We start from the raw sequence: 22,839 nt of genomic DNA on the forward strand, positions 1-22,839 counted from the left end.
CCGCCCCCGCCCCCCGCCTCCCCCACCCCACGCCCACCGCCCCCACCTACCAAGCTCGCCCCCGTCCCCCGCCAGCCTCAGCAGCCAGCCAGCCAGCCAGCCTCGCCCCCAGCCCCACCCCACCGTGCCGCCCCCGCAACCACCCCACCACCTTCCCGCATTTCCCCCCTGGCTGAAGATCGCCTGTGGAAAAACTTCCCCCGTGACTCGCCATGTGGACAAAAGCAGCGAGATCAAGCCACCGTGCATATGCCCCACCTGTGACCGTGAAACGGGTGCCCCGTGTGCACGAAGTGCAGGTCGGACCCTGTGCGATGGCATGCCGGAGGTGGCCCCGGATCGGACCCGTGGGGGGTGAACCGTTGCCGGGGGTGTCCGGTGTCGGTGGGGGTCAGGTGCGGAGGAGGCGGCCGATGGCCTTGGTGGCCTCCTCGACCTTGGCGTCGATTTCGCCGGGGCCCTTGAGGGCGGCGTCGGCGACGCAGTGCCGCAGGTGCTCCTCCAGTAGTTGGAGGGCGAAGGACTGGAGGGCCTTGGTGGAGGCGGACACCTGGGTGAGTATGTCGATGCAGTAGATGTCCTCGTCCACCATGCGCTGGAGGCCGCGGATCTGGCCCTCGATCCGGCGCAGGCGTTTGAGGTGCTCGTCCTTCTGTTTGTGGTAGCCGTGCACACCGCGGTCGTGGTCGGTGACGACCGCGGCGCCGGCGGTGGGGTGAGTCCCCTCACCCCGCACGGAGGTCGCCTCGCCGCTCGCCGCTCCGGACTCGCTGCTCGTCATTGCGTCCTCCCACTGCTAAATCCATGTTTTCTGATACCCCTGGTGGGTATATGGTACGGGTTTTCGCTGGGTAAACACCCCTTGGCCGAACCCAGTACTGAGCACTGTGCCCGATGGGCGACACTGGTGGAACGCCGGTTAGCAGTGGCCGGATGATGCGCCTAGCATCAGCCTGACCGAAACCTGAGCACCCCGAGGACCCCCAGTGCGCTTTCGTCTGACCCCCAGGGAGACGAGCTTTTACGACATGTTTGCGGCCTCTGCCGACAACATCGTCACGGGCTCGCGTCTCCTCATGGAACTGCTCGGGGCAGACGCCTCGGCAAAGGCCGAGATCGCCGAGCGCATGAGGGCAGCGGAGCACGCCGGGGACGACGCGACGCACGCGATCTTCCACCAGCTGAACTCCTCCTTCATCACGCCCTTCGACCGCGAGGACATCTACGCGCTGGCCTCCAGCCTCGACGACATCATGGACTTCATGGAAGAGGCCGTCGACCTTGTCGTCCTCTACCAGATCGACGAACTGCCCAAGGGTGTCGAACAGCAGATCGAGGTGCTCTCCAGGGCGGCGGACCTCACCGCCGAGGCGATGCCGAACCTGCGCACCATGGACAACCTCACCGAGTACTGGATCGAGGTCAACCGGCTGGAGAACCAGGCCGACCAGATCCATCGCAAGCTGCTCGCCCACCTCTTCAACGGCAAGTACGACGCGATCGAGGTGCTCAAGCTGAAGCAGATCGTGGACGTGCTGGAGGAGGCGGCCGACGCCTTCGAGCACGTGGCCAACACGGTGGAGACCATTGCGGTCAAGGAATCCTGAGGCCTCGTGGACACCTTCGCGCTTGTCGTGACCATCGGGGTCGCGCTCTTCTTCACGTATACCAACGGGTTCCACGACTCGGCGAACGCCATCGCCACCTCCGTGTCCACGCGCGCCCTGACGCCGCGGGCCGCGCTCGCGATGGCCGCGGTCATGAACCTGGCCGGTGCCTTTCTCGGCTCCGGCGTCGCCAGGACCGTCAGTGAGGGGATCATCGAGACCCCGAAGGGCGACCGGGGGATGGGCATCCTCTTCGCCGCGCTGGTCGGCGCCATCATCTGGAACCTGATCACCTGGTACTTCGGCCTGCCCTCCTCCTCGTCCCACGCGCTGTTCGGCGGCATGGTCGGGGCGGCGCTCGCGGGCGGCATCGACGTGATCTGGACCGGGGTCTTCGAGAAGATCGTCATCCCGATGTTCGTCTCGCCGCTCGTGGGTCTGCTCGTCGGCTACCTGGTCATGTGCGCGATCCTGTGGATCTTCCGCAGCTCCAACCCGCACAAGGCCAAGCGCGGTTTCCGTATCGCGCAGACCGTCTCGGCGGCGGGCATGGCGCTCGGTCACGGTCTGCAGGACGCGCAGAAGACGATGGGCATCGTGGTGATGGCCCTGGTGATCGCCGACGTCGAGGACTTCAGCGACCCGATTCCGGTCTGGGTCAAGGTCGTGTGCGCGGTGATGCTGTCACTGGGTACGTACGCGGGCGGCTGGCGCATCATGCGTACCCTCGGCCGGAAGATCATCGAGCTCGACCCGCCGCAGGGCTTCGCCGCGGAGACCACCGGCGCCTCGATCATGTTCGGTTCGGCGTACCTCTTCCACGCGCCCATCTCCACCACCCACGTCATCACCTCGGCGATCATGGGTGCCGGCGCGACCAAGCGGGTCAACGCCGTGCGCTGGGGCGTCGCGAAGAACATCGTCCTCGGCTGGTTCATCACCATGCCCGCCGCGGCCCTGGTCGCCGCCGCCAGCTACGGCGTCGTCTATCTCGCCTTCGGCTGACCCGCCCCTTCCGGCACCTTTCCCGGCCCCTCTTCCGACTGACCTCTCCCGACACCCCTTCCGGCCGGGCGCTACGGATCCCCTCCACCGCAGAAACGTTCGTGCGCCACGCGCGAGCCGCACCCGCCGAACAGCACACGAGCCGCACCCGCCGACCAGAACACCAGCCGCACCCGCCGAACAGCACACGAGCCGCACCCGCCGAACAGAAACAGAAGAGGACCCACCCCCCGGGAGCCAGGAGGCGGGTCCTCTCAACCTCGCGACGGCACCGCCATGCAGCGTCGCGAGGGCCTGGGTCGCCGTCCCGCCCCCCGTACTCGCGGGACGGCGAAGGCCGTCTAGCCGAAGCGGCCCGAGATGTAGTCCTCGGTCGCTTGGACGGACGGGTTGGAGAAGATCCGCTCGGTCTCGTCGATCTCGATGAGCTTGCCGGGCTGGCCCACCGCGGACAGGTTGAAGAACGCGGTGCGGTCCGAGACGCGGGCGGCCTGCTGCATGTTGTGCGTCACGATGACGATGGTGAAGCGTTCCTTGAGCTCCCCGATCAGGTCCTCGATGGCGAGGGTGGAGATCGGGTCGAGCGCGGAGCAGGGCTCGTCCATCAGCAGCACGTCGGGCTCGACCGCGATCGCGCGGGCGATGCACAGGCGCTGCTGCTGACCGCCGGACAGGCCCGAACCCGGCTTGTTCAGGCGGTCCTTGACCTCGTTCCAGAGGTTCGCGCCCTTGAGGGAGCGCTCCACGATCTCGTTCAGCTCGCTCTTGCGGAACGAACCGTTGAGCCTGAGGCCCGCCGCGACGTTGTCGTAGATCGACATGGTCGGGAACGGGTTGGGGCGCTGGAAGACCATGCCGACCGTACGGCGTACGGCGACGGGGTCGATGTTGGAGGCGTACAGGTTCTCGTCGTCCAGGAGCACCTTGCCCTCCACGCGGCCACCGGGGGTGACCTCGTGCATGCGGTTGAGGGTGCGCAGGAAGGTCGACTTGCCGCAGCCGGAGGGGCCGATGAAGGCGGTCACGGAGCGGGGCTCGACGGTCATCGAGATGTCCTCGATGGCCTTGTGGGAACCGTAGTAGGCAGTCAGTCCGGAGACGTCGATGCGCTTGGCCATGGAAATCACTGCTTCTTTCGGGTCACTGAGGCCGCGTCAGCGACCGGACTTCGGGGCCTTCCAGCGGGCGATGCCGCGGGCCACCAGGTTGAGGATCATGACGATCGCGATCAGGGCGAGCGAGGCGGCCCATGCGCGGTCGTACGCGGCACCGGAGCCGGCGCTGTTCTGGAACTGCTGGTAGATGTACAGCGGCAGCGATGCCTGCTCGCCCTCGAACGGGTTGTTGTTGATGATCGGGTTGCCCCACACCAGGAGCAGCACCGGAGCGGTCTCGCCGGTGATACGGGCGACCGCGAGCATCACACCCGTGGTGATGCCGCCGAGCGAGGTCGGCAGGACCACCTTGAGGATGGTGCGCCACTTCGGGACGCCGAGCGCGAGGGAGGCCTCGCGCAGCTCGTTCGGTACGAGCTTGAGCATCTCCTCGGTGGAGCGCACGATCACGGGGATCATCAGGATCGACAGGGCCAGCGAGCCGGCGAAGCCGGAGTAGCCGAAGCCCAGGGCCAGGTTCCACAGGGTGAGGATGAACAGACCGGCGACGATCGAGGGGACGCCGGTCATGACGTCCACGAAGAAGGTCACGGCCTTGGCGAGCGCGCCGCGCCCGTACTCCACCAGGTAGATGGCGACCAGCAGACCGATCGGGACGGACATCAGGGTGGCCAGGCCCACCTGTTCCAGGGTGCCGATGATCGCGTGGTAGATGCCGCCGCCGGGCTCGGTGTCGGCGACCACGCCCATGGAGTGGCTCAGGAAGTAGACGTCGAAGACCTTCACGCCGCGCTTGACCGTCTCGTAGAGGATCGAGCCGAGCGGGATGACGGCGAGCAGGAAGGTGACCCAGACGATGCTGGTGACGACCCGGTCCTTGGCCTGGCGCTTGCCTTCGACGGCGGACGCCGCGACGTAGGTGATGATCACGAAGAGCAGGGCCGCGATCAGGCCCCACTGGACCTTGCTGTCGAGGCCGCCGACCATGCCGATGCCGGCGCCCAGCGCGGCCGAGACGGCGGCGATGCCCCAGGCGGAGCCACGCGGCAGACGCGCGGTCTTGAGCGTCTTGGGCCGCGGCGAGTGAGTGAGCGTGGTGTGGCTCATGCGTTGGCCCCCGAGTACTCCTTGCGGCGGGCGATGATGGCTCGGGCCGCACCGTTGACCAGCAGTGTGATGACGAACAGCACCAGACCCGAGGCGATGAGGGCGTCCCGGCCCTGCTCGTTGGCCTCGTTGAACTTGGCGGCGATGTTCTGGGCGAAGGTGCCGCCGCCCGGGTCGAGCAGGCTCGCGTTGATCACGAACTCGGGGGAGAGCACGGTGGCGACGGCCATCGTCTCGCCGAGGGCGCGGCCGAGGCCCAGCATGGCGGCGGAGATGATGCCGGAGCGGCCGAAGGGCAGCACCGACATCCGGATGACCTCCCAGCGCGTGGCGCCGAGGGCCAGTGCGGCCTCCTCGTGCGCCTGCGGGACCTGGCGGAAGACCTCACGGCTCACGTTGGTCACGATCGGCAGGATCATGATCGCGAGCAGGATGCCGACCGTGAACAGGGCGTTGGGCGCCTTCTCGTCCCAGGCGAAGATGGCCGTCCAGCCGAGGTACTTGTCGAGCCAGCCGAACAGGCCGTTCAGGTTCGGCACCAGGACGATGAAGCCCCACAGGCCGTAGACGATGGAGGGCACCGCGGCGAGCAGGTCGATCACGTAGCCGATCGGACCGCTCAGCTTGCGCGGCGCGTAGTGGGTGAGGAACAGGGCGATGCCGATCGCCACCGGCACGGCGAGGGCCAGGGCGATGATCGAGGAGACGACCGTGCCGAACACCAGGACCGCGATACCGAAGTCCGGCGGGCTGGCGGTGGCGTTCCACTCGAAGGTCGTGAAGAAGTTGCCCTCGTTCTTGCTGAGGACCAGGGAGGCGCGATAGGCGAGGAAGCCCGCGATCGCGGCCATGATCAGCAGCAGGAGGATGCCGGATCCGCGCGAGAGCGCGAGGAAGATCCGGTCGCCGGGGCGGACCGACGAGGACTTCTTGGTCGGCGCTGCCAGTGGCACGGGGGGCGGCGGGGGGGTATCGGTTTTCGTGGATATATCCATGGAATTCTCCGGTCTGCGAAGTCGTGCCCCGTCGGGCGGCGGCTTCAGGCGGCGGTGCACCGGACGGCGCGGGCGGGCCACCGGTAACTGGTGACCCGCCCGCGCTCAGGGTCAGCTGAGGCCCTTGATGACCTCACGGACCTTCGTGTTGATCTCGGCCGGGATCGGGGCGTAGCCCTTCTCCTTGAGCAGGGCCTGGCCCTTCTCGCTGGCGATGTAGCTGAGGAACGCCTTCGTGGTGGGCAGCGTCTCCGCCTTGTTGCCCTTCTCGCAGGCGATCTCGTAGGTGACCAGGGTGATCGGGTACGCACCCTCGGCGGTCGGCTTGTAGTTCAGCTCGAGCGAGTAGTCGTTGCCCTTGCCGACGCGCTTGGCCTCGGAGATCGCCTTGGTGGCGTTGTCGATGGTGGCCTTCACCGGCTCCTTGGCGTCGGTCTTGAGGTCGACCGTCTTGACCTCGGTGCCGGCGTAGGAGAGCTCGAAGTACGTGATGGCGCCCTCGGTCTGCTTCACGGCCTGCGCGAGGCCGGAGGAACCGCTGGCGGCCTGGCCGCCCTTGGCCTGCCAGGCCTTCTCGGGCTCGTACGGCCAGTTGGCCGGGGCGGCGGCCTTCAGGTACTTGGTGAAGTTGTCCGTGGTGCCGGACTCGTCCGAGCGGTGGAAGGCCTGGATCTTGGTGCTGGGAAGCTTCACGCCGGGGTTGAGCTTGGCGATCGCCTTGTCGTCCCAGGTCTTGATCTTGTCGTTGAAGATGTCGGCCAGGGTGGCCGCGTCCAGGATCAGGTTGTCCACGCCGGGGACGTTGTAACCGACGGCGATCGGGCCGCCGACCATCGGAAGGTCGATGGCCTGGCTGTCCTTGCAGACCTTCGAGGACTGCTTGATCTCGTCGTCCTTGAGCGCGGAGTCCGAACCGGCGAAGGCGGTGGAGCCCTGCAGGAAGTCGGTGATGCCCGCGCCGGAGCCCTTGGGGTTGTAGTTCAGCTGCACCTTGCAGGCGGCGGCGAAGTTCTTGCGCCAGGCGTCGATCGCGTTCTTCTGGGCCGACGAGCCGGAGGCGAGGAGCTGCCCCTCGGCGTCGCCGCACTCGATGCCTTCGGCCTGCGCCGAGGCCGACGGGTCGGTCTCCGTGCCCGAGTCGTCCGAACCACACGCCGTCAGGGCCAGGGCGCCGGAGACGGCGACGGCACCGATGCAGAGGGCGCGAAGCCGGTTCTTGCGCTGAAGCTTCACTTTCGGGATGTCCTTCCAGGAGCCGCCAAACCGTTTGGCGGCGTGCGAAGTCGGTGTTCTCACAGCACGGGGGTGGGGGCGCCGGGACGTATCCGGCGCACTCCGTGTACGGCCGAAATTAGGCAGAGCAGGTGAAGCGGCCAATTGGCGAGAGTGAACGGGGAGTGAACCTCGACTGTCGGCACGGTGAGCCAGGGCGCTACGGTTTGTGTTCCACCCATTACGCCAGGTCGGCGCAGGTCATGCGAGGTGCAGCGCCGCCAGAAGGGCGTCCACCAGCCGGCGGTCACGGGACTGGGTCAGCAGATTCCGTGCGGACAGCGGGGCCAGCCAGCAGATGCGGTCCACTTCGCGGCTGGGCCGGAACGCGCCCTCCGCCGCCTCCGCGGCCCAGTAGCTCACCTGCTTGGGGCGGCCCTGGGCTATGTAGTGCACCGAGGGCAGCGGGGCACCGGGTACGCAGCGGTACCCGGTCTCCTCCTCGACCTCGCGCAGCGCGCCCGCGAGCGGCGGCTCGCCCTGCTTCAGCTTCCCCTTGGGGTGCGACCAGTCGTTGTACTTGGGCCGGTGCACCAGGCACAGCTCGATGCCGCCGTGCCCCTGGTAGGACTCACCGAGTTCGCGGTAGGCCAGCGGCGAGCGGGCCCGCCGCCACAGCACACAGCCCGCCGCCCTGATGACTCCCTCCGCGCTCATGGCGCCGCCACCGGCTCCTTCAGCCATGCCTGGTGGAAGGCGTAGCGGGCGGCCTCCACCTCGTGGCGCTGGTCGGCGTGCAGCACACCGAGCGCGTACGCCGTCGCCGGGGCGATCCGCGGGGTGCGCGCCGCGGAGGCGGCGGCCGAGGCGGCCTCGGCCGCGTCCCGGTGCTCGGTGAGCGCGCGCCCGGCCGCCAGCAGCCGCAGGTCGGGGCCCGGGGGCTGCTCGCCGTGCAGCACTTCACGCGCGTATCGGTGCAGCCGCAGCAGCAGTCGTACGTGATGCCAGGGCGCGTCCTGCGGCTGCGGTCCCGGGTCGGCGGACAGGCCGTGCACCAAGGCCTCGGAGTTGTAAGGGAGTCCGGCCCGGTACAGCGGCAGCGCCTCGACCGACTCGTTCAGGCGGCCCTCCGCCTCGCGGGCCAGGAGCTGGAGGTCGCCGGTGCGGGCGTTGGGGTCGATCGGGACCTCGCTGGCCAGTACGGCGACGCCGTCGGCCACCGCGTGGAAGCGTGCCGAGCCGAGCGCCTGGAGCGCGGCCGAGTGGGCGCGGGTCCGGGCGAGGGTGAGCTGGCGTTCCAGGAGGGCGCCGGCTTTGGCGGCGCCCACGGTCAGTCCCGCGCCGGGCGTGCGCTCCTCACGCCGCGCGGGCGCGGGCACCCGCGCTGTCGCCGACCGCGCGCGCACCGCGGTGTCGTCCCGCTTCCCGGCCCGGTCCGTACGCAGATCGGTCCGGTCCGTACGGCCGCTTCCGTCGGCCTGGCCCGCCGCACCGCCCGTACCGCCAGCACCGCCCGTACTGCTTGTACTGCCCGTCTCGCTCTGAGCCCGCTCCGCGTCCCCGGCGCCGCCGTCGTGCAGCGCCCCCGAACCGGAGAGCCGGTGCAGCGCGCCGAGCAGCCGCTCCAGGCGGTCGGCGTAGGCGTACTCGCGGGCGAGGGTGCCCGAGAGCCAGGCCAGTTCGGGACGCAGCTCGTCCGACCACGGCCCGTCGAGCAGGGACTTGAAGGTGAGCAGGGTGCCGCCGATGCGGCGGGCCGAGGCCCGCAGGGCGCGTGCGGCCGCGACGGCCTCGTCCCCGCTGCCGCCGTTCCCCCCGTTTTCGCGGTGCAGTCTCAGTGAACGGAGGAACTCCGTGGCCTGGCCCTGAAGGTAGGCCGAAAGGACGTCCCCCGCTGCGGACTGAACCGCAACGTCATGGTGTTGCTGTGCCACGCCGGCGCCTCCGGGCGTCAATGAGCATCTCCTGTACGTTCCGCAGAGGCCGGCCGTCCGGGCCGGTGGCATGCCGGGTCCAGTCGCCGTCCGGGCCGAGGTGCCAGGAGGCGGTGCTGTCGGACATGCCCGTTTCGAGGAGCCGGTTCAGGGAGGCCCGGTGTGCCGGGTCGCTGACCCGCACCAGCGCCTCGATACGCCGGTCGAGGTTGCGGTGCATCATGTCGGCGCTGCCGATCCACACCTCGGGCTCGCCGCCGTTGCCGAAGGCGAAGACCCGCGAGTGCTCCAGGAACCGTCCGAGCACCGAGCGCACCCGGATGTTCTCCGACAGCCCCGGCACACCCGGCCGCAGCGCGCAGATCCCGCGTACCCACACATCGACCGGCACGCCCGCCCGGCTCGCCCGGTACAGCGCGTCGATGACCGCCTCGTCCACCATCGAGTTGACCTTGATGCGCACGGACGCCGGACGCCCGGCGCGGTGGTGCTGGATCTCCTTGCCGACCCGCGCGACCAGGCCGTCGCGCAGCGAGTGCGGCGCGACGAGCAGGCGCCGGAAGTTCTCCCGCAGCGAGTAGCCGGACAGCCGGTTGAACAGGTCGGACAGGTCGGCGCCGACCTGCGGGTCGGCGGTCAGCAGCCCGATGTCCTCGTAGAGCCGGGCCGTCTTCGGGTGGTAGTTGCCGGTGCCCACGTGCGAGTAGCGGACGAGGTTGTCGCCCTCCTGCCGCACCACGAGGGAGAGCTTGCAGTGGGTCTTCAGGCCGACGAGGCCGTACACCACATGGCAGCCCGCCTCCTCCAGCTTGCGCGCCCACTTGATGTTGGCCTGCTCGTCGAAGCGGGCCTTGATCTCGACGAGGACGAGCACCTGCTTGCCCGAGTCGGCGGCGTCTATCAGCGCGTCGACTATCGGCGAATCGCCCGAGGTCCGGTACAGCGTCTGCTTGATCGCCAGCACGTCCGGGTCGGCCGCGGCCTGCTCCAGGAAGGCCTGCACCGAGGTGGAGAAACTGTCGTACGGGTGGTGCAGCAGCACGTCCCGCTCGCGCAGCGCGGCGAAGATGTCCGGCGGCGAGGCCGACTCCACCTCGGCCAGGTCCCGGTGCGTACCGGCGATGAACTTCTTGTACTTCAGCTCCGGCCGGTCCAGCGCGGCGATCCCGAACAGACCCGTCAGATCCAGCGGGCCGGGCAGCGGATAGACCTCGTCCTCGCTGATCTTCAGCTCGCGGATCAGCAGGTTGAGTACGTGTTCGTCGATGCTCTCCTCGACCTCGAGCCGCACCGGCGGCCCGAAGCGGCGGCGCATGAGCTCCTTCTCCAGCGCCTTGAGGAGGTTCTCGGCGTCGTCCTCCTCGACCTCCAGGTCCTCGTTCCGGGTGATCCGGAACATGTGGTGCTCCAGGACCTCCATGCCCGGGAAGAGCATCTCCAGGTGCGCGTGCGCCGCGATGACGTCCTCGATCGGCACATAGCGCTGCGGCGAGGCCTCCAGGAACCGCGACAGCAGCGGCGGCACCTTGACCCGCGCGAAGTGCCGGTGGCCCGAGTGCGGGTTGCGCACCACGACGGCGAGGTTCAGCGAGAGCCCGGAGATGTAGGGGAAGGGGTGCGCCGGGTCGACGGCCAGCGGGGTGAGCACGGGGAAGATCTTGCGCCGGTACAGCGTGCCCAGCCGGGCCTGCTCGGCCTCGGTCAGCTCGGGCCAGCGGACGAGGTGGATGCCCTCCTCGGTCAGCCCGGGCGCGACGTCCTCCTGGAAGCAGGCGGCGTGCCGGGCCATCAGCTCACGCGAGCGGGACCAGATCATCTCCAGGACCTCGCGCGGACGCAGCCCGGAGGCGGAGCGGGTGGCCACCCCGGTGGCGATACGGCGCTTCAGACCGGCCACCCGGACCATGAAGAACTCGTCCAGGTTGCTGGCGAAGATGGCCAGGAAGTTCGCGCGCTCCAGGAGTGGCGTGTTCGGGTCCTCGGCGAGTTCGAGCACCCGCTCGTTGAACGCGAGCCAGCTCCGCTCGCGGTCCAGGAACCGGCCCTGCGGCAGGTCGGGGTCGGACTCGGCGCCGTCCTCGAAGTGGTCGAGGTCCGCGTCGAGGTCCGGTTCCAGATCCGAGGTGGTGGCCGCGAGCGCGTGCGGCCGGTGCGCGGCGATCGAACCCACGGAGGGCCGCGCGTGCGTGAGAGGGGCCTGGGTTTCGGACTGCTGCGTCATGGATCCATTGTTCCGCGCCGACGAGTCTTCGGGCGCGCCCAAAGGCACGGGCTCCGGCTCGGGGCGCTGATGGAGCCGCGTTTCCTCGGAGCCCCCCGCCCCCGTGGACAGGGGCTCGTGGGCCTCGGACGCGACGGGCTGCATTGGCCGAGCGTCGCAAGGTCACCTGAATCGACGGTTACGGAGACATGACGTGCAGGACATCGGAGGGCGGCTCCGGGGCGTCCATACCGTCCACGCGGATCCGGCACGGCACCGGACCTGTCCCTCTTCGGCCAAGTGGCTGCCTTCCGGCCGTCCGCTTTCGGTCAGGAGAGTGACGGGCGGCCTCGGGCGGCCACGACCACCGGTCTCGACCACCGGCCACGGCGACCGGTCGCGAATACCGAGGGCGGGCGAGGCGCACGCGGGGGCGACGGTGCCGGAGCGTACGCCCCCTTTCGCACCACCGCCCCCCTGCGCCCCTCCCCGCGCTCCTGCCCGCGCCCCTGTTCGTTCCGTCGGATCAGCCCACACGGCTCCTGACCACGCGCAACGTCACGAGGACGACCAGCGCGGCCACCGCGAGCACCAGCACCGACTCGGTGAGCTGGAGGTACCAGAAGTGGGACTTCGGGTGGTACTCCGCCCACCCGCCGGTGATCTCCACGCGGGACGGGCACTTTCCGTTGTGCCCGGCCTGATAGCAGTAGTCGAGCGGGAGACGGCGGCCGGTGGAAGTGGTCTGCCCCCATTCCATGAGCAGGGAGTCGGACGGCAGCCTGGGCGGCCCGAGGATGTCGCCGCCCGCCTCGCCGGAGGTCCGCCAGGTCGACGTGCTCACCGGCCACAGACGCCACCGCAGCTCGGAGGCCGCCTGGGTCAGCGCCACCACGAGCCCGCCCGCCACCACGAACGCGGCGAGCGCGTGCCGCAGCACCAGCCCGAGCAGGGCGCCGAGACCGATACCGAGCAGCGTGTATGCGACCAGCGGCGGCCCGTACGACTCGAAGACGCCGCGTTCCGACCAGTCCAGCCAGCCCCCGTCGGTGATCGCCGACCGGGACAGTTGGAACAGGGCGGCCAGGACCAGCCCGGCGGGGACCGCGACGGCGGCCGTCAGCGCGAGCTTGGCGCCGAGCCACCGCACCGGACTCACCGACTGGCTCCACGCCACCCGGTGCAGCCCCGCCTCCTGCTCCCGCCCGATCAACGGGCCCGCCACATAGGCGGCGACGATCGCGGGCCAGCAGAGCAGGAACGGACCGCCGTGCTCGATCGGGACCTCCATCCACTCGAAGGCGTTCCAGTACCCGAAGAGCCCTTCGCAGGCACCGAACCCCCTGTCGCAGGACTGATCCTCGGTGGCCGCCACCCACCACCGCACCCCGACCACGGCGACGACGGCGGCGCCGACCGCGGCGATCAGGGTCCACATCGCCGTACGGTGCAGTCGCGCGACCGCCCAGTACGGGCCACGCAGCCGCGAAGCGGACAGGGCACGGTCTCCCTTCCCGGACATGGGGCCGTCCTTCTTCGGCGGGGGCGGCGTGAGTACGGCGGTGCCGGTGTCCGTTGGGGTCATGACAGGGCCTCCCGTCCGGTTGAGGTCGAGTTCGTGGTCGAAGCCGTGGTGGACGTGGAGGTCGCTGTGGGCGTGGAGGCGGGAGGGGAGGCGGTCGTCGAGACCGCCGCCGCGGTGGACCGTGCCGCCTCGGCCCGCGAGGACCGCAGATGTCCGAGCAGTACCTCCTCCAGGGAGGGCTCGCTCACCTCCCAGTCACCCGTCACGGGCCGCTCGGTACGCAGCAGCGCGCTCACTCCGCGCCCGGTGACCTGCGACTCGATCACGGTGTGGGAGCCCAGCTCCGTCAGCGGACCCCGGCCGGTGACCAGGGCGTGCCCGGCCACGATCTCGTCGACCTCGCCCGCGAGGCGCACCCGCCCACGGTCGAGCAGCACCAAGTGGTCGCAGGCGGTGGCCAGTTCGCCGAGGATGTGCGAGCTCATGACCACGGTCGTGCCGGTGTCGGCCGCCTCTGCGAGCAGCAGGCCCATCAGTTCGTGCCGGGCCAGGGGATCGAGGTCGGCCATCGGCTCGTCCAGGAGCAGCAGCGAGGGGCGCTTGCCGAGGGCCAGCGCCAGGGCGATGCGGGTGCGCTGCCCTCCGGACAACTGTCGTACCACGGCGCCCGGTTGGAGCTCGCCCCCGTCGACCACACGCCACGCGGCCTCCGCGTCCCAGCGCTCCGGGTTGAGTTCGGCCCCGAGCCGGAGCGTCGCCTCCACGGTCAACTGCGGGTACAGCGGCTTGTCCTGCGCCACATAGGCGATCCGCTCCCGCGCCTCGCCGGGTGCCGTCCCGAGTACGCGGATGTCACCGGAGGTCGGCGGCAACAGGCCCGCGGCGTGCGCGAGAAGAGTCGACTTCCCGGCACCGTTGGGCCCGACGAGCGCACAGATCCGCCCCGCCGGAATCCGTACGTCGCAGTCGCGCAGGGCCCACGCCTCGCCGACCGGTCCTGCGGCGCCGGGCACGCCCGAGTGCCGCTCCTCGCCCTTCCCGCCCTTCCCGCCCTTCCGGAACCTCCTGCCCGGCGAACTCCCGCGCCGAAAGCCCATGGTGCGCAGCTTCCGGTCCGGGTACTTCTTGCCGAGCGCGGTCGCCTCGACGGCGACCTCCTCGGCCGCGGTCTCACTCATCAGCGGATTCCCCCTGGTCTGTCTTCCCGGCCTGCCGCGCCGCCGCGTCCGCGGACGAACTCGCCGCAACGGACGCGGTCTTGGCCTTGGTCTTGGTCTCGGCCTTGGACTTGGCACCGGCACCGGCACCGGTCGCGGCCGTCCCACCGTCGCCGAACCGCTCGTCGAGCACGGCGGACATCAGCGCGGCAACGTCCTCCCGATCGAGCCCGGCGGCCCGTGCCCGCCCCGCCCAGTCGGCGAGTTCGGCGCGCAGCGGGGCGTCGGTGGCGGCGGCGCCGAGCGTGCGTCGTACGAAGGTGCCGAGCCCGCGCCGGGCCTCGACGAGCCCCTCCCGTTCGAGCTCCCGGTATGCCTTGAGCACGGTGTTCGGATTGATCGCCGTCGCCTCGACCACCTCACGGGCCGTGGGCAGCTTGTCCCCGGGTTCGAGCAGACCGAGCCGCAGGGCCTGCCGGGTCTGCTGCACGATCTGCAGATAGGTGGCGACGCCGCTGCCCCGGTCGATGCGGTACTGGAGCACTCCCCTCCAACCCCCTTTCACTAATCAAGTAGTGAAAGGGTGGTGCAAGGGTGGGCCGACGTCAAGTGCCCAGATCGCGAGGGGAGTTGCGCGGAGTGCGCGCGAAGTACGCGCGTTGGAGAGTGGCGCCGTCATCCACGCGCCCGTCGCCCACCCGGGAGAGTGACTCCCTTTCCGGACCTGTGACCGGCGGGCTCCTCGGCGACGCGGCCGCCCGGTACGGGACCCACTCGACATAAACGCTGTCTTTACGGACAGTTGCTCTCCTCAACGCCCGGCCCTCGCCGTTTGCCGATTTCACCGCCTGCGCAACCTGCAATTGTTTGCATGGGCAAGCGGAAAGAGAGGTACCTTCATGGCTGATTGGGAACTGATCCCCGGTGGTCTGAAAGCGATCTCGGCCGGGTCCCGTACCTGCGTGTGGGGCGTCAACGCCGGCGGGAACATCTACCGGTTCACCAACGACGACGCCACTCCGTGGGTGCAGATCCCGGGGGCGGCCACCGACATCGGCGCGGGGGCCGACGGTACGGTCTGGCACGTCAACTCGGACGGGAAGATCTTCCGGTACACCGGGGACCAGGGCACGCCGCACTGGAAGCTGATCCCCGGCGGACTGGCCCGCATCGACGTCGGGTCCCGCACCTCTGTGTGGGGCGTCAACGCCGGGGGGAACATCTACCGGTTCACCAACGACGACTCCAGCCCGTGGGTGCAGATCCCGGGGGCGGCCACCGACATCGGCGCGGGGGCCGACGGTACGGTCTGGCACGTCAACTCGGACGGCAGGATCTTCCGGTACACGGGAGACCAGGGCACGCCGCACTGGAAGCTCATCCCCGGCGGACTCACCCGCATCGCCGTCGGATCCCGCACCTGCGTATGGGGCGTCAACGCCCACGGAAACATCTACCGGTACACCAACAACGACACCAGCCCGTGGGTGCAGATCCCCGGAACGGCCACCGACATCGGCGCGGCGGCCGACGGCACGGTCTGGCACGTCAATTCCGACGGGAAGATCTTCCGGTACATCGGAGACCAGCAGGGCTGAGCGTGAGCGGACCTGGACTTCAGCGCCAGGCGCACCTGTCCGCCCCGCTCCGGCGGGGCGGACAGGTGCGCGCTCAGGACTCCGTCCGGTACATCAAGTCCGTCTCGTACGTGGAGAATCCGAGCCGCTCGTACACGCTGACCGCCGCCTTGTTGTCGGCGTCGACGTAGAGCATCGCCGTCGGGAGACCGCGTCCGGCGAGGTGGCGCAGGCCGATGGTGGTGAGGGCTTTGCCGAGGCCGGTGCCCTGGGCCTCGGGCTGGACGCCGACCACGTACACCTCGCCGAGGCCCTCCTCGGCGTGCACCTTGGTCCAGTGGAAGCCGCGCAGCGCGCCGTCCTCCTCGCGGACGGCGAGGAAGAAGCCCTCCGGATCGAACCAGGGCTCGGCCTTGCGGTCGTCGAGGTCGCGCTGGGTCAGGGAGCCCTGTTCGGGGTGGTGGGCGAAGGCGGCGGCGTTCGCGGCGAGCCAGGCGGCGTCGTCCTGGCCGGGCACGAAGGCGCGTACCCGGACCCCGGTGGGCAGTACCGGCTCGGGCAGTTCCAGACCGGTCAACGGCCGCCGCATCTGGCGCAGTTCACGGAACAGGGTCAGGCCGAGCACCTGCGAGAGATGCCGGGCCGCGGAGTGCCCGCCGTGCGCCCAGACCCGCAGCCGCCGCCCGGACTCGTCGAGCAGCAGGGTGCCGAGCGCGCGCCCGTGCCCGTTGCCCCGGTGCCGCGGCCGGACCACCATCTCGGCGGCCGGCGCCTCCACGGGATCGGTGTCCTCCAGCTGTGCGTAGCCCACGAGTTGGTCCGCCACGTACAGCAGCAGATGCCGCACCCCGGCCCGCTCACCACCCCTGAGCTGCAACCGCCCCTGCTCGGACACCGCCGACTGCCCGTCCTCGTGCGCCGCTTCGGCGATCAGTTCGAGTACGGCATCGGCCTGCTCGGCGGTCAGCGAGTCCAGGGTCTCGATACGGCGGAGGCCTGCGGGGGTGGGCGCGTCGTCGCTGGTCATGCGTCGAGGATAGGCCGGGTGGGGACTGTTGGGGCGGAATCACCCCTCCTCGGCGGCCACCGGCGCAAGCACCTCTCCCGCGACCCGGGCCACTTCCTCGGCGCTGGGCAACTGCTGTGCGGTGTCCGCGTCGACCCCGGTCCAGGTGGCCACGGCGAGGGGGCTGCCGGTGCGGCTGAGGGCGTACTCGACCACGAGCTGGTCCTGGTCCGCGGCGATGAGGAGCCCGATCGTCGGCCCGTCGCGCTCCGCGTCCCGCAACAGATCGTCCGCGACCGCGAGGTAGAAGTTGAGCTTGCCGAGGTGCTCGGGCTGCACGGTGGTCGTCTTCAACTCGATGATCACGTAGCGGTGCAGCGCCGCGTGGTAGAAGAGCATGTCGATACGGAAGTCCGAGGCGCCGACCCGCAGGGGGTACTGGCGCCCCATGAAGGCGAATCCGGCGCCGAGTTCGGTGAGGAACTGCACGACACGCTCGCACAGCGCGTCCTCCAGATCCCGCTCGCGCGTCTCCCCGACGGTGGCCCGCGTGAAGTCGAAGCAGTACGGGTCCTTGATGATCTCGGACAGGATGTCGCTCTCGCCCGGCGGAAGCGTGGTCGCGAAGTTGTTCAGGGCGCCGCCCTCGCGCTCGTGCAGGCGGGTGCGGATCTGGAGTTCCAGGGTGGCGCGGCTCCAGCCGTTCTCGATGGCACGGCGGGCGTAGAAGTCCTGCTCGCGAGGGGTTTTGCAGGACTGCATGAGGGCGATGATGTGGCCCCAGGGCAATTCTGCAACAGGCTGTTGCACAATTGACTCGGGCCAGGTTCGTGCGAACTTCTGCATGTGGTGGAGGTTGCGTGCGCTGTAGCCGTTCTGCCCCGGGAACTCGGTGCGGAGCTCCGCCGAGACCCGGTCGATGATCTTCGCGCCCCAGCCCTCCGCGTCCTGCCGGTCCAGGATCGTCCGCCCGATCTCCCAGTACATCCGGATCATCTCGGTGTTGACCTTGAGGCGGGCGCGGACGTGGGCGCCCCGCACGATCGCCTTCAGGTCGTCCACGAGTTCGTAGAAGCCCGGCGGCAGAGTCGAGTCCGACGTGGATGAGGTGGCCGAACTCTGAGCCGGGACAGGGGACTTGGCGGCGGGAGTGATCTTCTCGTTCATGTCGCACACTCTTGCGTCGTACGTCCGTGCGGTGACGTTTCTTCCCCAAACACTCACCCGTACGGCCTATTTGTCGTACTGCGAGGAGTAGCCGTTCCGGCACCTCCGTCCCCCACCCCGCAACCAGTCCGTAACCCGTTCCCCCTGGCCGCGCTACGCGCGTCAACCTAGGCTGCGCCCTGCCGTAGTGACGTACTTCGTTGCTCGTTCGACCGCTCAACTCGACCCTCAGGGGGAATCGTGTCCGCCACTACCCAGTCCCACAGGAAGCGAACGCGTGCCCGGCGCGTGATCGTCGCCGGTGTCTCGCTCGCCGCGCTCGGCGGGCTTGTGGCCGCGCTGCCCGCCGTCGCCGGTTCGGACCGGAGCGAGGGGAGCGGCGGGGGCAACGGGCACGGCCGTACCGTCGACGTCCAGTTGCTGTCCTTCAACGACCTGCACGGCAACCTGCAGCCGCCGGCGGGGTCTTCGGGCACGGTCACGCACACGCACCCGGACGGGACGACCGAGAAGATCGAGGCGGGTGGCGTCGAGTACCTGGCCACCGCGCTGCGCAAGGAGCGCAAGGGCGAGCGGTACAGCGTGACCGCGGCGGCCGGGGACATGATCGGCGCGAGCCCGCTGGTCTCCGGGCTCTTCCACGACGAGCCGACGATCGAGGCGCTGAACAAGCTCGACCTCGATGTCGCGGGTGTGGGCAACCACGAGTTCGACGAGGGTGCCAAGGAGCTCGCCCGGATCCAGAACGGTGGCTGCCACCCGAAGGAAGGCTGCTTCGAGGACGGCAAGAAGTTCGAGGGCGCCGACTTCCCGTATCTGGCCGCCAACGTCACCGACGAGAAGACGGACAAGCCGATCCTCGCCCCGTACTCGATCTGGGAGCGGAACGGCGTCAAGATCGGCTTCATCGGCGTGACCCTGGAGGGCACCCCGAACATCGTCTCCGCCGAGGGCATCAAGGGCCTGAAGTTCCACGACGAGGCCGAGACGATCAACAAGTACGCCAAGGTCCTTGAGCGCAAGGGCGTCAAGTCGGTCGTCGCGCTGATCCACGAGGGCGGCGCCCCGGCCTCGCAGTCGTACAACTACGACTGCAACTCGCCCGGCCCGGGCGACGGTGTCTCCGGCCCGATCGTCGACATCGCCAAGAACATCACGCCCAAGGTGGACGCGCTGGTCACCGGCCACACCCACCAGGCGTACGTGTGCGAGATCCCCGACCCCTCGGGCAAGCCGCGCATGGTCACCTCGGCCGCGTCGTTCGGCCGTCTCTACACGGACACCACGCTGACCTACGACCGTGCCACGAACGACATCGTCCGTACGAGCGTGAAGTCCGCGAACAAGGTGGTGCGCCGTGACGTGCGCAAGGCCAAGGACATGACCAAGCTGATCCGCCGCTGGAACAAGCTGGCCGAGCCGATCGCCAACAAGCCGGTCGGCTACATCTCCGCCGACCTGCCCTCCAGCGCCTCCCCGGCGGCTCCCGAGACCCCGCTCGGTGACGTCATCGCCGACGCCCAGCTCGCGCACGCCAAGACCGTCGACCCCGAGGCCGACCTCGCGCTCATGAACCCGGGCGGCGTCCGGGCCGACCTGCTGCACAAGGCGAGCGGCAGTGAGGGCGACGGTGTGGTGACCTACGGCGAGACGTACACCGTCCAGCCGTTCAGCAACACCGTGAACCTGATCGACCTGACCGGCGAGCAGCTCCTCACCGTGCTGCGCCAGCAGGTCAGCGGCGCCAACCAGGCCGCCCCGAAGGTCCTCCAGGTCTCCAAGGGCGTGACCTACACCCTGGACACCACGAAGTCCGGCGCCGACCGTGTGGTCGCCGACTCGATCAAGATCGACGGCAAGGCGCTGGACCCGAAGGCCACCTACCGGGTCGCCCTCAACTCCTTCCTCGCGGGCGGCGGCGACGGCTTCCCCGAGCTGGCCAAGGGCAAGAACCCCGTGGTCGGCGGCGACGACCTGAAGGCCTTCACCGACTACCTCGCGGCCAACTCCTCCGAGTCCGGCCCGCTCGCCCCGCCGAAGACGGACCGCATCACCGTCGTGAAGTAGCCGTGGTGAAGTAATGGACCGCAGCACCGTCGTGAAGTAGCCGCAGCCGCGTACGCGCACGGCGACCCACCGGCCCCCGCCGCCGACCGACACGGTCGGCGCCGGGGGCCGACGTGTTCTCGGTCCTGCGTACCGGGTCTGCGGTCCTCGGTCCCCGGCAGGTCAAGATCGTCCGCAAGCCCGATGCCCCCGCCCGTGGATACCGGCCACCATTTCCGATGGAAACCCGCCAACGGGGACGCCCGCCCAGAGGAGCGCATCATGTCCTACCCGGAATTCCTGGAGTACCCGGAGAGCCGCTACCGCGGTGACAAGGGCGAAGTGAACGCGTCCTTCCGCCCGGCCGGCACCCCGCCGGACCTCTCCTCGCCCGGCGGCTCGACCCACTACCTCGCCACCAACGAGTCCACGGGCGGCGAATTCGGCCTGTACAAGGTGGACTTGGGGCCGCGGTCGGCCGGTGCCAAGACGCACTTCCACAAGGCGATGTCGGAGTCCTTCTACGTCCTGTCCGGCGAACTGGAGCTCTACAACGGCGAGAAGTGGGTCACGGGCCGCGCGGGTGACTTCCTGTACGTACCGGTCGGCGGACTGCACGGGTTCAAGAACGTGACCGACGAGCCCATGTCGATGCTCATGCTCTTCTCCCCTGGAGCGCCGCGCGAGGAGTACTTCGAGCGGGTCGCGGAGGTGGCGCAGCGCGGTGGCGAGGAACTCAAGCAGTTCCGTATCCGGCACGACAGCTACTTCGTGGAGGACTTCGAGCCCGAGGAGCGGTAGGGCCCGCCCGGCGCCTAGCTCACCCCGGCTGCCGTGGGGCGGGGCTCAGGCGCCGCCCGCCCCCTCCCACCCAGGCGGCGGCGTCGGCGCCCCCGGAATCCGTACCGTCACCAGCGTCCCGCCGCCCTGCGCGGGCCGCAGCGTCACCTCGCCGCCGCACTGGCGCACCGTGCGGGCCACGATGGACAGGCCGAGGCCCGAGCCGGGGAGGCTGCGGGCGGTGGGGGAGCGCCAGAAGCGGTCGAAGACGTGCGGGAGTTCGTCGGCGGGGATGCCGGGACCGTGGTCGCGGACCCTCAACTCGCCGCCGGTGAGGGTGACTTCGACGTGTGCGCCGGGCGGGCTGAACTTGACCGCGTTGTCCAGGATGTTGACCAGGGCGCGTTCCAGGGCGGGCGGGTCGGCGCGTACGTACCAGGGGTCCAGGGTGGAGTCGAGGGTGAGCTCGGGGCCGCGCAGGCGGACGCGGTCCAGGGCGGTGGTGGTGAGCTTGTGCAGGGCGACCACCTCGGCGCGGCCGCCGCCGTCCTTGCCGGTGTCGGGGCGGGAGAGCTCCTGCAAGTCGCCGATGAGCGAGGCGAGTTCGGTCATCTGGGCGCGTACCGAGGCGAGCAGTGCGCGGCGGTCGGCGGCGGGCAGGGCGCGGCCGCTCTCCTCGCTGCGCACCAGCAGGTCGACGTTGGTGCGCAGCGAGGTCAGCGGGGTGCGCAGTTCGTGGCCCGCGTCCGCGATGAGCTGCTGCTGGAGGTCGCGGGAGGAGGCCAGCGCCGAGGTCATGGCGTTGAAGGAGCGGGACAGCCGGGCGATCTCGTCGTCCCCGTCGACCGGGATCTGCACCGCGAGGTCCTCGGTGCGCGCCACGTGCTCCACGGCGCCGGTGAGTTCGTCCACCGGTCTGAGCCCGGTGCGTGCCACCCACAGACCCGCGACGCCCGCGCCGACCACGCCGAGCCCGGCGACCGCGGCGAGCAGCAGGGCCAGCCGGTTGAGGGACTGGTCGAGCTCCGAGAGAGGCCGGGAGATGGACACCGCGATCGCGCCGACGGCGCTCTGCGAGATCTGGGTGTAGACGCGCACCTCCTCGCCGTCGGCGGTACGGGCGTCGTGCAGGGCGTCGGACCTGAGGCCGAGGGCGACCTCCTGGTCCTCGGCGCCGACCCGGACCGCCTTGGAGCCGGAGGCCACACAGCGCGAGCCGTCCTGCTGGACGGTCTGGATGTACGCGAAGGCGGGCGGGGCGTCGTGGCCGGTACGCGAGTCGCTGACGCAGGACTCCTGGAGTGCCCGCAGATAGCCGCCGGGCGCCGTGGTGTTGCGCAGCGAGTCGTCGAGTTCGTCGCGCAGCTGGGCGCGGGTGAGCAGCCAGCAGGCGGAGGCGGCCACCGCCACCGCCAGGGCCACCGAGGCGGCCACCAGCAGCGCGAGCCGCGAGCGCAGCGGCAGTTCGCGCAGCCGGGCGCCGCTCACTCGCTGCCGCCCGTGCGCAGCGCGTAGCCCACCCCGCGCACCGTGTGCACCAGACGTGGCTCGCCGCCCGCCTCGGTCTTGCGGCGCAGGTACATCACGTACACATCGAGGGAGTTGGACGACGGCTCGAAGTCGAAGCCCCAGACCGCCTTGAGGATCTGCTCGCGGGTCAGCACCTGCCGCGGATGGGCGAGGAACATCTCCAGGAGCGTGAACTCGGTACGGGTCAGCTCCACCCGGCGGGTGCCGCGCATCACCTCGCGCGTGGCCAGGTCCATCCGCAGGTCCGCGAAGGCGAGCACATCGGCCTCGCCGCGCGCCGCGCCGCTCTCGGCCGCGTACGAGATACGTCGCAGCAGGGCCCTGAGCCGGGCGAAGAGCTCGTCCAGTTCGAAGGGTTTCACCAGGTAGTCGTCCGCGCCCGCGTCGAGTCCGGTGACCCGGTCGCCGACGGTGTCGCGCGCCGTGAGCATCAGGATCGGCACCGTGCTGCCGCTGGCGCGGATGCGGCGGGCCGCTGTCAGGCCGTCCATCCGCGGCATCTGGATGTCCAGAACGACCAGGTCGGGGCGGTAGTTCTCGGCCTTCTCCAGTGCGTCGAGACCGTCCACGGCCACCTCGGTGCCGTAGCCCTCGAAGGCCAGCGAACGCCGCAGCGCCTCGCGCACGGCGGGCTCGTCGTCGACGATCAGGATGCGCTGCTGCGCGCCTTCGGGCGCGGAGGCGGCTGCGGGGGAGGCGGGGGCGGGCGACATGGCGGGGTCCTCAGGTGCGGCGGAGGGCGGGTTCGGTACGAGTACGGGTGCGCGTGCGGGTGGCGGCGGCACGGGAGGGTACGGCCGTGCCCAGCCTCGCACGGGGGTGGTGCGGTGGGCGGCGGACACCCACAAGCCCCGCCGGCCCGGGGTGTCCCGGCCC

Annotated in this window: 19 protein-coding genes and 1 pseudogene; 5 read left to right on the forward strand and 15 right to left on the reverse strand. The window is 70.0% G+C overall.

Annotated features, from left to right (window positions below):
- Nucleotides 1-391 precede the first annotated feature (391 nt).
- Nucleotides 392-781: a metal-sensitive transcriptional regulator gene (locus HUT18_RS18995; RefSeq protein WP_176101810.1), complete on the reverse strand. Its 390-nt coding sequence runs from the start codon at nt 779-781 to the stop codon at nt 392-394.
- Nucleotides 782-986: 205 nt separating this feature from the next.
- Here HUT18_RS18995 and HUT18_RS19000 point away from each other — a divergent pair, with 205 nt between their 5' ends.
- Both HUT18_RS19000 and HUT18_RS19005 read left to right on the forward strand, forming a co-directional pair.
- On the forward strand, nt 987-1,607 hold the full coding sequence (locus HUT18_RS19000) for a DUF47 domain-containing protein (protein WP_176101811.1): 621 nt from the start codon (nt 987-989) through the stop codon (nt 1,605-1,607).
- Between the two features lie 6 nt (nt 1,608-1,613).
- Entirely contained in the window at nt 1,614-2,612 is a 999-nt protein-coding gene (locus tag HUT18_RS19005) for an inorganic phosphate transporter (RefSeq protein ID WP_176101812.1), read from the forward strand.
- A gap of 341 nt (nt 2,613-2,953) precedes the next feature.
- On the opposite strand, the gene pstB is transcribed toward HUT18_RS19005, so the two are convergent.
- The 10 genes and pseudogenes from pstB to HUT18_RS19055 form a co-directional block, all read right to left on the reverse strand.
- Nucleotides 2,954-3,730 carry a phosphate ABC transporter ATP-binding protein PstB gene (pstB, locus tag HUT18_RS19010; RefSeq protein WP_176101813.1) on the reverse strand — a complete coding sequence of 259 codons (777 nt, stop codon included), beginning with the start codon at nt 3,728-3,730 and terminating at the stop codon, nt 2,954-2,956.
- A 36-nt stretch (nt 3,731-3,766) separates the two neighbouring features.
- Nucleotides 3,767-4,834, reverse strand: coding sequence for a phosphate ABC transporter permease PstA (gene pstA / locus HUT18_RS19015; protein WP_176101814.1), 1,068 nt, complete (start codon nt 4,832-4,834; stop codon nt 3,767-3,769).
- The gene (pstC, locus tag HUT18_RS19020) at nt 4,831-5,829 is read right to left on the reverse strand and encodes a phosphate ABC transporter permease subunit PstC (protein WP_176101815.1); all 999 of its coding nucleotides are present in this window, start codon (nt 5,827-5,829) and stop codon (nt 4,831-4,833) included. The genes pstA and pstC overlap by 4 nt, the downstream gene beginning before the upstream one ends.
- A 111-nt stretch (nt 5,830-5,940) precedes the next feature.
- Nucleotides 5,941-7,062, reverse strand: a complete 1,122-nt coding sequence (gene pstS / locus HUT18_RS19025; protein ID WP_176101816.1) for a phosphate ABC transporter substrate-binding protein PstS — start codon at nt 7,060-7,062, stop codon at nt 5,941-5,943.
- Between the two features lie 240 nt (nt 7,063-7,302).
- Complete coding sequence (locus tag HUT18_RS19030) at nt 7,303-7,758, reverse strand: NUDIX hydrolase (protein WP_368661540.1); 456 nt, start codon at nt 7,756-7,758, stop codon at nt 7,303-7,305.
- Nucleotides 7,755-8,975, reverse strand: a complete 1,221-nt coding sequence (locus tag HUT18_RS19035) for a CHAD domain-containing protein (protein WP_254878695.1) — start codon at nt 8,973-8,975, stop codon at nt 7,755-7,757. The genes HUT18_RS19030 and HUT18_RS19035 overlap by 4 nt, the downstream gene beginning before the upstream one ends.
- A complete protein-coding gene (locus HUT18_RS19040) occupies nt 8,956-11,196 on the reverse strand; it encodes an RNA degradosome polyphosphate kinase (RefSeq protein ID WP_176101819.1) in 2,241 nt (746 codons plus the stop codon). The genes HUT18_RS19035 and HUT18_RS19040 overlap by 20 nt, the downstream gene beginning before the upstream one ends.
- Nucleotides 11,197-11,701: 505 nt before the next feature.
- Nucleotides 11,702-12,760 (reverse strand): hypothetical protein, encoded by a 1,059-nt coding sequence (locus tag HUT18_RS19045; protein WP_176101820.1) that lies wholly within the window; start codon nt 12,758-12,760, stop codon nt 11,702-11,704.
- On the reverse strand, nt 12,757-13,878 hold the full coding sequence (locus HUT18_RS19050) for an ABC transporter ATP-binding protein (RefSeq protein WP_254878696.1): 1,122 nt from the start codon (nt 13,876-13,878) through the stop codon (nt 12,757-12,759). The genes HUT18_RS19045 and HUT18_RS19050 overlap by 4 nt, the downstream gene beginning before the upstream one ends.
- Nucleotides 13,879-14,026: 148 nt before the next feature.
- Nucleotides 14,027-14,401: pseudogene (locus HUT18_RS19055) on the reverse strand (GntR family transcriptional regulator); the annotation flags it as partial.
- A gap of 319 nt (nt 14,402-14,720) precedes the next feature.
- Between HUT18_RS19055 and HUT18_RS19060 the strand changes: the two are divergent.
- Nucleotides 14,721-15,455, forward strand: coding sequence for a tectonin domain-containing protein (locus HUT18_RS19060; RefSeq protein ID WP_368661541.1), 735 nt, complete (start codon nt 14,721-14,723; stop codon nt 15,453-15,455).
- 73 nt (nt 15,456-15,528) lie between these two features.
- Here the strand turns inward: HUT18_RS19060 and mshD are convergent, their stop codons facing one another.
- On the reverse strand, nt 15,529-16,461 hold the full coding sequence (gene mshD, locus HUT18_RS19065; protein ID WP_176101823.1) for a mycothiol synthase: 933 nt from the start codon (nt 16,459-16,461) through the stop codon (nt 15,529-15,531).
- Between the two features lie 39 nt (nt 16,462-16,500).
- Nucleotides 16,501-17,607: a YhcG family protein gene (locus tag HUT18_RS19070; protein ID WP_176101824.1), complete on the reverse strand. Its 1,107-nt coding sequence runs from the start codon at nt 17,605-17,607 to the stop codon at nt 16,501-16,503.
- A gap of 240 nt (nt 17,608-17,847) precedes the next feature.
- Here HUT18_RS19070 and HUT18_RS19075 point away from each other — a divergent pair, with 240 nt between their 5' ends.
- Together HUT18_RS19075 and HUT18_RS19080 are read left to right on the forward strand one after the other, a co-directional pair.
- Nucleotides 17,848-19,674 (forward strand): bifunctional UDP-sugar hydrolase/5'-nucleotidase, encoded by a 1,827-nt coding sequence (locus HUT18_RS19075; RefSeq protein ID WP_176101825.1) that lies wholly within the window; start codon nt 17,848-17,850, stop codon nt 19,672-19,674.
- Nucleotides 19,675-19,935: 261 nt separating this feature from the next.
- The gene (locus tag HUT18_RS19080; protein WP_176101826.1) at nt 19,936-20,454 is read left to right on the forward strand and encodes a cupin domain-containing protein; all 519 of its coding nucleotides are present in this window, start codon (nt 19,936-19,938) and stop codon (nt 20,452-20,454) included.
- A 45-nt stretch (nt 20,455-20,499) separates the two neighbouring features.
- On the opposite strand, the gene HUT18_RS19085 is transcribed toward HUT18_RS19080, so the two are convergent.
- Both HUT18_RS19085 and HUT18_RS19090 read right to left on the reverse strand, forming a co-directional pair.
- Entirely contained in the window at nt 20,500-21,921 is a 1,422-nt protein-coding gene (locus HUT18_RS19085; RefSeq protein WP_176101827.1) for a cell wall metabolism sensor histidine kinase WalK, read from the reverse strand.
- Nucleotides 21,918-22,676, reverse strand: a complete 759-nt coding sequence (locus tag HUT18_RS19090; protein WP_176101828.1) for a response regulator transcription factor — start codon at nt 22,674-22,676, stop codon at nt 21,918-21,920. Before HUT18_RS19090 ends, HUT18_RS19085 begins: the two co-directional genes overlap by 4 nt.
- Nucleotides 22,677-22,839 lie beyond the last annotated feature (163 nt).

The sequence above is a fragment of the Streptomyces sp. NA04227 genome (genome assembly GCF_013364195.1).
GTDB lineage: Bacteria > Actinomycetota > Actinomycetes > Streptomycetales > Streptomycetaceae > Streptomyces.